Source organism: Actinomadura rupiterrae, assembly GCF_024172125.1.
Classification (GTDB): Bacteria; Actinomycetota; Actinomycetes; order Streptosporangiales; family Streptosporangiaceae; genus Spirillospora; species Spirillospora rupiterrae.
The window spans coordinates 782,073-794,373 of sequence record NZ_JAMZEA010000005.1 but is presented as its reverse complement, the minus strand read 5'-3'; the positions used below and the strand labels follow the sequence as shown (position 1 = coordinate 794,373).

Here is a 12,301-nt window from a genome sequence, read left to right as displayed (position 1 = left end):
TTTGGGAAGCCGGGCTTGCGCATCGGAGTGCGGGGGCGGTGGTTGCGGTGGCGGGGGATCCGAAGGTGAAGCGGGTGGGCGGACGGGAGGTGGTGATCGTTCGGGCTCGTGTGGAGTCGTTCGAGGGGACGCGGACGAGGGTGCCGGTGCTGTTGCTTGCTTCGGGACGGGAGTGGAGCCGGTTGGTTCCGAGCGCGAAGGTGCGGTGTTTCGGGCGGTATGTACCGTCCAAGCGGGCGGAGTTGCTGGCGGCGGTGGTGCTGGTGCGGGGGCCTCCGGTCGTGGTGGGCGGGCCGTCGCGGGTGCAGCGGGCGGCGAGCGGTGTTCGGGCGAAGCTTCGGGACGCGGCAAGCGTGCTTCGGCCGGACGTTCGGGGCGTCCTGCCTGCGATGGTCGTGGGGGACACATCGCGGTTGGATCCGGACCTTGCGGACGACTTCACCACGGCTGGGCTGAGCCATCTGCTGGTGGTTTCCGGCGCCAATCTGGCGATCGTGGTCGGGGCCGTTCTGGCTCTCTGCCGGATGTGCGGGGTGGGGAGGCGGAGTGCTCCGCTGATCGCGGGCCTGGCCGTCGTGGGGTTCGTCGTCATCGCGCGGCCGGATCCGAGCGTGCTCCGGGCTGCGGTGATGGCGGCGGTGGGACTGCTTGCGCTCTTTACGGGGCGTCCGCGTCAGGGGGTGCCTGCTCTGGCGGGTGCCGTGTTGTTGCTCGTCCTGGTCGATCCGGAGCTGAGTCGGTCGTACGGGTTCGCGCTTTCGGTCGCTGCTACGGCCGGGTTGCTGGTGCTCGCGCCTGCATGGCGGGAGCGGCTGCGACGGAGGTTGCCGGAGCGCGTGGCGGACGCCCTGGCTGTTGCGCTGGCGGCCGAGCTGGCGGTCGCGCCGATCCTGGTGATGATGTCTGGGGAGCTTGGCGTCGTTTCGATCGCTGCGAACCTGCTCGCCGATCCGGCGGTCGCCCCAGCGACGCTGCTCGGAGCGGTGGCCGCCGTGGTCGCGCCGTTCTCGGACGGGCTGGCGGGGATGATCCTCCGGCCGGCGCAGTTCCCAGTCCGATGGATCATCTGGGTCGCTCGCACGGCCGCGACGCTGCCCTATGCCACCTTGCCCTGGACGAGTGGGGCGCTGGGAGCGTTCGGACTGGTCGCGGCGGCTGGCGTGACCGTAGTGATGCTGCGTTCAGCCCGGCTGCGGTTGGTGTTCGCCGCCGCGGTCGTAGGTGTCCTGGTCGGCGTCGTCTGCATGCACGTCCTTGCGCCGGGTTGGCCGCCGCCCGGGTGGCAGCTTGTCGCCTGTGATGTCGGCCAGGGGGACGGACTCGTCCTGGCCGCGGGCACGGGACGTGGCGTTGTCGTGGACGCGGGGCCGGATCCGGACGTGATGGACGGGTGCCTCAGCCGCCTGCGCGTTCGCGAGGTTCCCTTACTGGTCTTGACGCATCCGCATGCCGACCACATCGACGGGGTGCCGGGCGTCCTGCACGGGAGGCGCGTGGGGCTGGTACTGGTCACCCCGCTTGGTTTCGGTCGCGAGGCGCGGTTCACGGGGCGCACTCCCATGCGTCCCGCGCTTCCGGGCGAGACGTGGCGGATCGGAGATCTCGGGCTGTCCGTCCTGGCTCCGATGCCGTCCAAGCCCCGGCTGACTCCGGGCGACGACGGGACGACCATGAACAACGCCAGCATCGTCCTGGTCGCGACTCGGCCCGGCTTCAGCGCGCTCCTGCCGGGCGATGTGGAGACCGAGGCGCAGCAGGCGCTCGTGTCAGCCGTCCCGCACGTCCAGGTGCTCAAGGTTCCGCATCATGGTTCGCGCAGCCAGCACCGCGCGTTCCTGGCTGCGGCCCACGCCTCGATCGGCCTGATCTCGGTGGGCAAGAACAACGATTACGGGCATCCGTCACCGGTGACGGTCGCGCTGCTGCAACACCTGGGCATCCGCGTGCTCCGCACCGACCAGCAGGGAGACATCGCCGTCGTCCGGACGCGGACGGGGCTGGCCACCGTCGCGCGCCACTAACGGGAGGAGCGGGCGTGGACGATCTGGGACACGGCCTTTTCGAGAGCATAGGCGGGGTCGGCGGCACCGCCCTTGACCTGGGCGTCCGCTTCGGCCACGACAGTGAGGGCGCGGGCCACGCCGTCGCCGGACCAGCCCCGCAGCTGGCGCTGGACGCGGTCGATCTTCCAGGGGGGCATGCCCAGGTCCTTGGCCAGGGAGGCGCCGCGCGCTCCCCGGGGGGCGCCGCCCACCTTGGCCAGACCCCGCACGCCCTGGGCGAGGGCGCTGACGATGAGGACGGGAGCGACTCCGGTGGCCAGGGCCCAGCGCAGCTGCTCCAGGGCGTCCGCGAGGTGGCCCTCGATGGCCTTGTCGGCGACGGTGAAGCCGCTGACCTCGGCGCGGCCCCGGTAGTACCGGGCGATGGCGGCGTCGTCGACCTTGCCGCCGGTGTCGGCGACGAGCTGGCTGCAGGCCGCGGCGAGCTCGCGCAGGTCGTTGCCGACCGCGTCGACGAGCGTGCGCGCCCCGTCAGCGGAGATCTTCCCGCCATGGCGGCGGATCTCGGCGCGGACGAAGTCGATCCGCTCACCGGCCTTGGTGATCTTCGGGCAGGCGATCTTGCGGGCGCCGGCCTTGGACAGGCCGTCGGCGACGGCCTTGCCCTTGGCGCCGCCCGCGTGCACCGCGACCAGCGCCACGTCCGGCGCGGGATTCTTCACGTAGCTGAGGACTTCGGCCGCCAGATCCTTGTTGAGGTCCTGCGCGGACCGGAGCACCAGCACCTTGCCGCCGCCGAAGAGCGAAGGGGAGGTCATCTCCGCCAGGCGCCCCGGCTCCATCCCCGAGGGGACGAGGTCGATCACCTCGGTCTCCGGGTCCTCCGCGCGGGCCGAGGCGACGATGTCCCCCACCGCCCGCTCGATGAGCAGCTCCTCGTCTCCGACGATCAGGGTGATGGCGTCCACTGGCACCCCCCAACAATGCCACACCCCCCGGACCGGACGAGCTGCTTGCGCCACGACAGGCGACCAGGCGCGAAGGGGGCCCGCTGAAGTCCCGGGTGCCGTCTCGGGTCACGGACAAGATGATCGCTCCGCCCGCAGGGTCGGTACAAGGAACGCGCGTGCAGCGCTCAGGGGTGGAGGGCGGTGAGGAGGGTGGTTGTGGGCGGGGAGGACGTTCGGTCGGGGTGGTGGAGGGTGTGGTAGCGGACTGGGGGGAGGTCGGTGATTTCGCGGTGGGTCAGGCCGGGCGGGGCGGGGATGCAGCCGTTCACTACGGCCAGGCCGGCGCCGAGGGTTACCAGGTGGAGGATCAGGGGCCAGCCGGATGCTTCGACGGCGAGGGTCCAGGGGATGTCGGCGGCGCGCAGGGCGCGTTCGAGGGAGGCGCGGTGGGGGCCGTGCGGCGGCGGGACGATCAGGGACGTCCCAGCCAGGTCGGACAGCGTCAGGGTGGGGTGGGCGGCGAGCGGGTGGTCCGCGGGCATGGACAGGACCTGGGGGAACGTCGCCAGCGGGGTCGTGGTTAGGTCGGCGGGCAGGACGTCCAGGACGGCGACCCCGACGTCGGCGGCGCCGCTGCGGACGGCGGCCAGGACGCGGGACCGGTCGCCGTTGACGAGCCGGACGCCGGAGGTGGCGTGCAGGCGGCGGATCGCGGGGCCCAGCAGGTAGAGGTAGGCGCCCTCGCCGGCGGCGAGCACCGGGACGCGGGCCCGGGACGTCCCGTTGAGGTCGGACAGGAAGGACGACATCCGGTCGTCCATTTCGCGGGCGAAGCGGGCGACGCGCTCGCCGTCAGGGGTGAGGACGAGGGTCCGGCCCTGGCGCCGGTAGAGGGGGCGGCCCAGGTCCTCGGAGAGCTTGCGGATCTTGGTGTGCAGGGCGGGCTGCGAGATGTGCAGGGCCTCGGCGGCGCGGGTGAAGTTGAGGTGCGCGGCGAACACGGCGAAGGAGGTCAGGGCGTCCGTCGACGGGCCGTTCATAGGAAGGGACTATAGAGCGAAGGCTAAGTAATAGTTCTGCTCAAGTGCTCGGGTTGCGACGCTCGGAGGCATGGAACCCAGGCTGGGCGTTGATTTCGGACGTGTCATTCAAGGCGGGCCGCTGGCCCCAGGGGGCGAGGACACCGCGTTCCTCGGCGGGACGCTGCGCGACGCGCTCGCCTCGCCGCCCAACGAGGGCGCGTTCGAGGCGCTCGAAGAGCTGGTCGGGCTGTTCGGCGGACGGGTGTGGATCATCTCCAAGTGCGGCGAGCGGGTCGAGCGGAAGACGCGCGCGTGGCTCGACCACCACCGGGTCGCCGGACGGACCGGGCTGCCGCGCACCCAGATCCGGTTCTGCCGTAAACGGGCGGAGAAGGCCGTCCACTGCGCGGAGCTCGGCATCACGCACATGATCGACGACCGGTGGGGCGTGCATCGGGCGCTGGAGGGGGTCGTCTCGTACCGGTACCTGTTCGGGCCGCAGGACGGCGAGGTGCCCGAGGGCCTACCCAACCCGCTGAACTGGGCCGATGCGCTCAGGATGATTCGCGCTGATCTTGCGGAAGGCGGGTCAGGTAGCGCGGCGGGACGTGGGCCACGAGCCACACGCCGTTCTCGCTGAGGTGGAAGTCGTGGCCGTCCGCGGCCATCTCGGCGGCGGCGACGGCCAGGACGACCGGAACGCCGCGGCGCGCGCCGACGCGCTCGGCGGTCGCGCGGTCGGAGGACAGGTGGACGGCGTGCCGCCGCATCGGCAGCAGCCCCTCGGCCATGATCGCGTCGAGTGACGTCCGGACCGTCCCGTGGAAGAGGACGGGCGGCGGCGGGACGCTCGGCAAACCCAGCTCCACCGGCACCGAATGCCCCTGGTTGGCGCGGATCCGGCGGCCGTCGTAGGCGTAGCGCCGCTTGTCGTTGGCCGCGACGACGTGCTCCAGTTCGGCGCGCGTGATCGGGAAGCCGTGCCGCCGGGCGGCCGCGAGCAGGTCGTCCACGTCGGCCCAGCCGTCCTCGCTCAGGGACAGGCCGATCCGCTCCGGACGGTGCCGCAGGTGCTTGGCGAGGTACTTCGAGATCTTCACCAGGCGGCGCTCGTCCATAGCCGCCGCCGTATCCGCGCCGTCCCTTCACATACGCCGACGAGGCCGTGGTCCCGGGTGGGACTACGGCCTCGTCGTGAAGTGCCTGGGAGGTGGCCTTACTTGGCCAGCTCGGCGGCGCGCTTGGCGATCGCCGACTTGCGGTTGGCGGCCTGGTTCTTGTGGATGACGCCCTTGCTGACGGCCTTGTCGAGCTTGCGGGCGGCGGCGCGCTGCGCGGCGACGGCGGCCTCGGTGTCGCCGGCCTCGGCGGCCTCGCGGAACTTGCGGATCGCCGTCTTCAGCTCGGACTTGACGGCCTTGTTCCGCAGGCGAGCCTTCTCGTTCTGCTTGTTCCGCTTGATCTGGGACTTGATGTTAGCCACGTCGTAGTGCCTCAGCCTTGGTTGCGATCCTGGTTCCCGGCACGCGACGACCGCGCGCCCGAGATTGTACGAACGTTGAACGGGGCGGACGGTGCCCCTCGGCACGACGCTACGCCACACGCAGTCGCACAGCTTACCAATCCGCCGCCACCGCCCCAAACCACGGCGCCCGAAAAGGGCGCTCGGGGCCGATGCACCGAGCATCCCCGGGGACATGGGACCATGGAAGGCGGTAGTGAGAGTCTGCCACGTCCTGTCCACCAGTGAGTTTGCGAACGGATCCCGGTGCCCGCACCTGAGCCCAACAAGACCGACCCCGCGATCATCCGCAACTTCTGCATCATCGCGCACATCGACCACGGCAAGTCCACCCTGGCCGACCGGATGCTGCAGCTCACCGGGGTCGTCGACCAGCGTCAGATGCGCGCGCAGTACCTCGACCGGATGGACATCGAGCGCGAGCGCGGCATCACGATCAAGTCGCAGGCGGTCCGGCTGCCCTGGACCGGCCCGGACGGCACCGACTTCGTCCTCAACCTGATCGACACCCCTGGCCACGTGGACTTCTCCTACGAGGTGTCCCGGTCGCTGGCGGCGTGCGAGGGCGCGGTCCTGCTGGTGGACGCGGCGCAGGGCATCGAGGCGCAGACGCTCGCCAACCTGTACCTGGCGCTGGACGCCGACCTGCACCTCATCCCGGTGCTGAACAAGATCGACCTGCCCGCGGCGCAGCCGGAGAAGTACGCCGAGGAGCTGGCCGGGATCATCGGCTGCGACCCGTCCGACGTGCTGAAGGTGTCCGGCAAGACCGGCGAGGGCGTCGCCGAGCTGCTGAACCGGATCGTCGAGACCGTCCCGGCGCCGGTCGGCGACCCGGACGGCCCGGCCCGCGCGCTGATCTTCGACTCGGTGTACGACACCTACCGCGGCGTCGTCACCTACGTCCGGATCGTGGACGGCCACCTGTCCCGGCGCGAGAAGTCGCTGATGATGTCGACCGGCGCGGCGCACGAGACGCTGGAGGTCGGGGTCATCTCGCCCGAGCCGAAGGCGGTCGGCGGGCTCGGCGTCGGCGAGGTCGGCTACCTGATCACCGGGGTGAAGGACGTCCGGCAGGCGCGCGTGGGCGACACCGTCACCGGCGCGTCCCGGCCCGCCGCCGGCCCGCTCGGCGGCTACCAGGACCCGAAGCCCATGGTGTTCTCCGGCCTCTACCCGGTGGACGGCGACCAGTACCCCGACCTGCGCGACGCGCTCGACAAGCTGCGGCTGAACGACGCGGCGCTGGTGTACGAGCCGGAGACGTCGGCGGCGCTCGGGTTCGGGTTCCGCTGCGGCTTCCTCGGCCTGCTGCACATGGAGATCGTCCGGGAGCGGCTGGAGCGCGAGTTCAACCTCTCGCTGATCTCCACCGCGCCGAACGTGGTGTACCGGGTGCTCATGGAGGACGGCTCGGAGCACACCGTCACCAACCCCAGCGAGTTCCCCGAGGGCAAGATCGACTCGGTGTACGAGCCGGTGGTGAAGGCGACCGTGCTCAGCCCGTCCGACCACATCGGCGCGATCATGGAGCTGTGCCAGTCCCGGCGCGGTGTGCTGCTCGGCATGGACTACCTGTCCGAGGACCGGGTCGAGATCCGCTACACGCTGCCGCTCGCCGAGATCATCTTCGACTTCTTCGACCAGCTGAAATCCAAGACCCGCGGCTACGCCTCGCTCGACTACGAGCCCGCCGGCGAGCAGCAGGCCGACCTGGTCAAGGTCGACATCCTGCTGCAGGGCGAGTCGGTCGACGCGTTCAGCCAGATCGTGCACAAGGACAAGTCCCGCGAGTACGGCCTGATGATGACCTCCAAGCTGAAGGAGCTCATCCCGAGGCAGCAGTTCGAGGTGCCCATCCAGGCCGCGATCGGCGCGCGCATCATCGCGCGCGAGAACATCCGCGCCATCCGCAAGGACGTCCTCGCCAAGTGCTACGGCGGCGACATCTCCCGCAAGCGCAAGCTGCTGGAGAAGCAGAAGGAGGGCAAGAAGCGGATGAAGACGATCGGCCGGGTGGACGTCCCGCAGGAGGCGTTCGTCGCCGCCCTGTCCACCGGCGACTCCGCCGCGTCCGCCGACAAGGGCAAGAAGTAGCCGCTCGCTGAGAAGCGGCCGCCCTGTAGGAAGCGGCCGCTCCGTTACGGCGCGTCCTCAAGATTGCCCCGCCGCAGCGGCGGCTCCTCAAGACCGTCCCGCTGTCGCGCCGTTACGGCGGGCTCTCAAGGCATCGTCGGACGGGCCGGATCAGGTGGGCGGCGCCGGGCTGTCCGCCGGGTGATGCGGCTTTGGCGAAAGCGGTGGTGACGCGGTGCCGCGAGGGCGACACTGTCCGTTGTGACGCACACCCTCCTGCACCAGGTTCTGGTGTCCGATCTGGTGGTCCCGGTCGGCCTCGCCCAGCTCGGCGGCCAGGAGTCCCTCACGGGCTTCGGCGCCCGCCTCTCCGACGACACGTGGCTGCGCAGCGACCTGATGGTCTTCCGCAAGGAGCAGGCCGAGGGCGACCTGTGGTTCATCCGCGGCGCGCCGCTGCTGGCGGTGGAGGTCGCCTCCGCGGCGTCCCGCGCGGCCGACCTCGGCGCCAAGCGCGACCTGTACGAGCGCGCCGGCGTCGCCGCCTACTGGATCGTCGACCTGCGCGGCGACGAGCCCGGGTTCCAGGTGTTCGAGCTGGACGGGGACGGCCGGTACGCCGAGCGCGCCCTGGTCACCTGGGGCCGCTCCGCGAAGCTGACCGTCCCGTTCGACATCGAGCTCGCCCCCGACCAGATCTTCGACCGGCTGCCCCGCCGCAGCGCCCCCCGAAGGAGCCCCGCCGTGCCCGACCCGGCGTCCGCGACCACCGACCCGACCACCGGCCCGGACGGCGCGGGCCGCCGCGTCGGCCCCGACCTGCCGCACGGCGAGGACCCGATCCTCATCGACGCGTTCGGCCACCGCTGGCCGACCGGCGCGGAGAAGGTCGAGCTGTGGGGCGGCTGCCCCGTCTTCTACGGCGAGTGGGACGACCGGGACGTCGAGATCGCGCGCCGCGCCTACCCCGACCGGGTCGTCCGGCTGGACCAGGAGGCGGGCGAGCCCGGCACGATGACCATCCTGCCCGCCCCGCCCGGCGACGAGCCCGACCCGGCTACTTGACCAGCGGCCAGGCGATGAACGGCGGCACCCGGCGGAACTCGCCGCGGTTGGCGGCGCGCGCCGCGTAGACCAGGAAGACCATCTCGACCGCCGAGAACAGCACCAGCACCCACAGGACGGCCGGGAGCAGCAGGGAGATCAGGCCGCCGACGGCCCAGACCGCGACGGACGCGATGCCCATGTTGAGGCCCTGCGCGGCATGCCGCCGGACGAACGGGTGCCGCGCCTTGCCGAGGTAGACGACGGCCGGGGCGACGATGGTGACGAGGAACTGCCCGATGTAGGCCATCAGCGCCCACGTCGTCTCGTCGTAGCCGATCTCCCCGTAGTTCTCGGGCTCCGGGGCGGGAGCGGGAGCGTTGGCGGGCGGCGCGCCCTGCCATCCGCCCTGGGCTCCGGCGGGCGGCTGCTGCCAGCCCTGTCCCGCAGGAGGCTGCTGCTGGTAGCCCTGGCCGGGCGGCGGCTGGTAGCCCTGCCCTGCGGGGGGCTGCTGCCAGCTCTGCGGGGACGGCTGCTGCCAGTCGCGTCCGCCCTGCTGCCATTGCTGGGCGTTCTGCGGCTGCTGCCAGGGGCCGGGTTGCTGAGGAGGAGGCCCGTAGGCCATGCGGTGCGTCCTCTCCGGGGTGCGGCGAAGGGGTGAGGCGAGAAGTGTACGACCGATAGGACGCCCCCGCCCGCGCCAAGGTTCCGCCCACCCCGCCACCACCCCCCGCCAAGCCGGACCGTAACCCCGCCCACCCGCCGATCTCGTGCGCCTGCCGCACTTGTGCGCTCGCCGCACTCGTGCGCCCGTGAATCTCGTGCGCCCGTGAATCTCGTGCGTCCGTGAATCTCGTGCGTCCGCGAATCTCGTCCGCTCGCGGACGTGGTGCAGCGCGAGGCCCGTCCGTCCGCCGGTTCTCGTCCGCTCGCGAATGCCGGGCACCGCGAAACCCTTCGGCCGCGAAGACCGTTCGCTTGTGCATCCCGCGCGGCGGGGGCGATGCCCCGGTGGAGGGCCGGGGCATCGCCGGGGGGGTCAGGAGTGCCAGATTTGCGCGGTCGGGGTGGACGGGGAGACCGTCACCGAGCCCGTCCAGGTGATGCTGGAGCCGGACTGCGGCAGGTAGTCGCGGTCCAGGAAGAAGCCGCGGCGGATGGCGGTCACGGTCGCGGACGCGCCGTTGTCACCGGCGCCGGTGGGCTGCCGGACGGCCTCGACGGACGCGATGTCGGCGACGGTCGTCCCGGCGGGAAGCTCGATGGTCGTCGCGGGCGAGCCGTCCCGGCTGATCGACCAGGACGGGACGGAGTGGTCGGAGCGGTACAGCCGCGCCGGGTCCTTCTTCAGCCGGACGCCGATGCTGACACCGGGCGCGGAGCCGGTGCCGGTCGGAGCGCCGGTGGTCTTGGAGAACTCCAGGTAGAGGTAGGTGCGCAGGTCGCCGACCGCCGGGGTGTCCGGGGACGACGGGTTCTCGATCTTGCCTTCGCGGTCCATCTCCTGGGCGGTGATCCGGTACGTCCAGGGGGTCTGGTCCATGAGGTACTCGCGGGCGCGGTCGTCCGGCCGGGTGGACGTGGTGTCCAGCAGGAAGCGGAGCTCGGCGTCCGGCGTGACCGTGTCGCACATGTTGTTGTTCAGCGTGCACGTCTGCATGACCGGGTGGTCGCCCTCGTACCGTCCGGTGAACTTCAGGGTCTGGTGCTCGGGCGCCTGGTAGACGGCGGTGTCGGCGACGCGGTTCCCGGCGGCGTCCACCTCGACCCGGTACACCCACTCGATGTCGGTGGTGCGGCCCCAGCGCGCCATCAGCGCGGGCGTGTCGGTGCCGCCGTCCTCGTTGCTCCAGATCACCGAGTACTCAAGGATCTTGTGGCCGGGGGTCGCGGCGGGCCGCGTCTCGTGCCAGGCGATCAGCGGCGCGTCGGTGTAGGCGTTCTGGTACGGGTCGCCGCCCGGACCGCCCGTCGCGTTGAGCGTGCGGCCGACCACGACCGGCGCGTGGCGCAGGACGAGCTGGTCGTCCTTCGGCTGGCGCACCTTCGGCTTGGACAGCAGGACGCGCCGGGCCGCGGGCGCCGAGCCCTTCGCGAACCGGAACGTGACCTTGTGCCTGCCGTGCCGCACGCCGCCGAGGCCGAGCGTCCGCGGCGTCGGGCCGGCGGCCGGGACGAGCAGGTCCGTGACGTGCCGTCCGTCCACCGAGACCGCGACGAGGGCGGCCTCCGCGCCCTTGCGCGCCCAGGACACGCCGGGCGCGGCGACGGTCAGGCCGAGCAGCGCCTCGCCGTCGCGGGCGGCGGTGAAGGAGACCGAGCGGGCCGGGCCGGACCGCTCCAGGACCAGCCCGGACGCGGCGTTCGCCGGGACGGCGCTGACCAGGGGGACGGCGGCGAGGCCCGCCGCGAGGCCGAGGGTGAGGTGGCGCAGACGAGTGTCCATGAGCGGCGAAGCTAAGGGCGGCTGATTGCGGCCCGGTGAAAGGAAGGTCCCCGAAGCGTGTCGGCTTCGTGGGGAACCGGAGAATGACCGCCCGGTCAGCTCGGCCCGACCGCGCGGTCGGGCCGCGCGCAGATCCGGTCGGGCTCCGCGCCGGACCAGCGGTGACCGGTCGGTCAGCGGAAGCCGTCGGCGAGGAGTTCGGGGAAGATGAGCGTCGCCCCGGCGAAGGCGAAGGACTCCGGTGCGTCGTCCGGGCGGGACAGGACGAGGCCCATCGCGGGGACGTTCACGATCCGCCCGTGCTCGACGATCTCGTGGCCGAGCTCCCGGAACAGGCCGACGACGTCGGCGGCGGGCTCGTCCAGCAGGTCGATGCCGTCCAGCCGGGGGCGCAGCTCGGGGTTGCCGCCCCAGCCGGGCGGGCGCCGGACGCAGACCTCGCCGAGCCGCTCCACGCCGTCCGAGCCGGTCTGGGTGGACAGCGACAGGACGCCGCGCCCGACCTGGATGCTGCGGTGCGCCGACCAGCCGCATAGGAAGGACGACCGCGGCGGATCGGTGCCGACGCGGCCGGCGACGGAGGCGAGGGTCGTCCAGGCGTCGGCGGCCTCGGTGGAGAACAGCAGGTGGTCGTCCGGCAGCAGGGCGCCGCGGCCGGGCTGGAAGGTGACCACGAACGGCGGGACCTCGCCGGGGAACCGCGCCGGGTCGGGGTCGCGCAGCGTGACCAGGCCCTCCCACTCGAACGGGTCGCGCACGGCGAACCAGGAGACCTCCGCCTCGACGCCCAGCTCGGCGAAGGTCCGGTCGGTGAGCCGGCGGGCGGCGAGCACGCGCAGGCCGTCCGCGACCTCGGCGAGGTGCCCGGACCACCACGGCGGCTCGCGGTCGCCGCGCCGGACGCCGGTCTGCCAGCGCACGCCGGGCCCGGCCAGCTCCTCGCGGTCCGACCGGCCGCACTCGGAGACGACCGTGAAGCTCCAGCCGTCCGCGTCGCCGCGCAGCGTCACCCGCGCCGGCACCAGCCCCCGTTCCCGTCCCACGCCGCTGACCCTATCCGCCCTCGGGGCCGGTGCGGCGCGGCGGAGTGCCTTCGCGGTGATCAAGGCGGGATGTCCGGGACTGTCCGGCGGTCCGGCGGCGCGGGTTGGCCGCGACACGGCGGGCGGAGCTTGGCCTGGGCCGATATGTCGGTACCGTCGTCTGGACGGTCTCGCCGCAGGTCCCGGCCGGTCCGG

The 12,301-nt window shown here is 72.2% G+C and carries 11 protein-coding genes; 4 read left to right on the top strand and 7 right to left on the bottom strand.

What is annotated here, in order from left to right; genetic code table 11:
• Nucleotides 1-65: 65 nt before the first annotated feature.
• Nucleotides 66-2,021: a DNA internalization-related competence protein ComEC/Rec2 gene (locus tag FHU30_RS20480; protein WP_253877906.1), complete on the top strand. Its 1,956-nt coding sequence runs from the start codon at nt 66-68 to the stop codon at nt 2,019-2,021.
• Here FHU30_RS20480 and holA read toward each other — a convergent pair.
• Nucleotides 2,018-2,977 (bottom strand): DNA polymerase III subunit delta, encoded by a 960-nt coding sequence (gene holA / locus FHU30_RS20475; protein ID WP_253877904.1) that lies wholly within the window; start codon nt 2,975-2,977, stop codon nt 2,018-2,020. The genes FHU30_RS20480 and holA overlap by 4 nt on opposite strands.
• Before the next feature lie 161 nt (nt 2,978-3,138).
• Nucleotides 3,139-3,993, bottom strand: coding sequence for a LysR family transcriptional regulator (locus FHU30_RS20465; protein WP_301323301.1), 855 nt, complete (start codon nt 3,991-3,993; stop codon nt 3,139-3,141).
• Nucleotides 3,994-4,063: 70 nt separating this feature from the next.
• Here FHU30_RS20465 and FHU30_RS20460 point away from each other — a divergent pair, with 70 nt between their 5' ends.
• Nucleotides 4,064-4,615 (top strand): hypothetical protein, encoded by a 552-nt coding sequence (locus FHU30_RS20460; protein WP_253877902.1) that lies wholly within the window; start codon nt 4,064-4,066, stop codon nt 4,613-4,615.
• On the opposite strand, the gene FHU30_RS20455 is transcribed toward FHU30_RS20460, so the two are convergent.
• The gene (locus FHU30_RS20455) at nt 4,530-5,093 is read right to left on the bottom strand and encodes an RNA 2'-phosphotransferase (protein WP_253877900.1); all 564 of its coding nucleotides are present in this window, start codon (nt 5,091-5,093) and stop codon (nt 4,530-4,532) included. The two genes, FHU30_RS20460 and FHU30_RS20455, sit on opposite strands and share 86 nt — an antisense overlap.
• Nucleotides 5,094-5,191: 98 nt before the next feature.
• A complete protein-coding gene (rpsT, locus tag FHU30_RS20450) occupies nt 5,192-5,458 on the bottom strand; it encodes a 30S ribosomal protein S20 (RefSeq protein ID WP_253877898.1) in 267 nt (88 codons plus the stop codon).
• A 285-nt stretch (nt 5,459-5,743) separates the two neighbouring features.
• Between rpsT and lepA the strand changes: the two genes are divergently transcribed.
• Both lepA and FHU30_RS20440 read left to right on the top strand, forming a co-directional pair.
• On the top strand, nt 5,744-7,594 hold the full coding sequence (lepA, locus tag FHU30_RS20445) for a translation elongation factor 4 (protein ID WP_253877896.1): 1,851 nt from the start codon (nt 5,744-5,746) through the stop codon (nt 7,592-7,594).
• Nucleotides 7,595-7,834: 240 nt separating this feature from the next.
• Entirely contained in the window at nt 7,835-8,638 is an 804-nt protein-coding gene (locus tag FHU30_RS20440) for a Uma2 family endonuclease (protein ID WP_253877894.1), read from the top strand.
• Here FHU30_RS20440 and FHU30_RS20435 read toward each other — a convergent pair.
• From FHU30_RS20435 to FHU30_RS20425, 3 genes are all read right to left on the bottom strand, one after another.
• On the bottom strand, nt 8,631-9,242 hold the full coding sequence (locus tag FHU30_RS20435; RefSeq protein WP_253877892.1) for a DUF4870 domain-containing protein: 612 nt from the start codon (nt 9,240-9,242) through the stop codon (nt 8,631-8,633). The two genes, FHU30_RS20440 and FHU30_RS20435, sit on opposite strands and share 8 nt — an antisense overlap.
• Before the next feature lie 414 nt (nt 9,243-9,656).
• The gene (locus tag FHU30_RS20430; RefSeq protein WP_253877891.1) at nt 9,657-11,063 is read right to left on the bottom strand and encodes a hypothetical protein; all 1,407 of its coding nucleotides are present in this window, start codon (nt 11,061-11,063) and stop codon (nt 9,657-9,659) included.
• Nucleotides 11,064-11,236: 173 nt separating this feature from the next.
• On the bottom strand, nt 11,237-12,106 hold the full coding sequence (locus FHU30_RS20425; RefSeq protein ID WP_253877889.1) for a hypothetical protein: 870 nt from the start codon (nt 12,104-12,106) through the stop codon (nt 11,237-11,239).
• Nucleotides 12,107-12,301 lie beyond the last annotated feature (195 nt).

Excerpts from the sequence above, each read along its gene's own strand:
- FHU30_RS20465 (WP_301323301.1), bottom strand. The coding sequence starts at position 3,993 with ATGAACGGCCCGTCGACGGACGCCCTGACCTCCTTCGCCGTGTTCGCC.
- FHU30_RS20460 (WP_253877902.1), top strand. The coding sequence starts at position 4,064 with ATGGAACCCAGGCTGGGCGTTGATTTCGGACGTGTCATTCAAGGCGGG.
- FHU30_RS20430 (WP_253877891.1), bottom strand. The coding sequence starts at position 11,063 with ATGGACACTCGTCTGCGCCACCTCACCCTCGGCCTCGCGGCGGGCCTC.
- FHU30_RS20455 (WP_253877900.1), bottom strand. The coding sequence starts at position 5,093 with ATGGACGAGCGCCGCCTGGTGAAGATCTCGAAGTACCTCGCCAAGCAC.
- FHU30_RS20435 (WP_253877892.1), bottom strand. The coding sequence starts at position 9,242 with ATGGCCTACGGGCCTCCTCCTCAGCAACCCGGCCCCTGGCAGCAGCCG.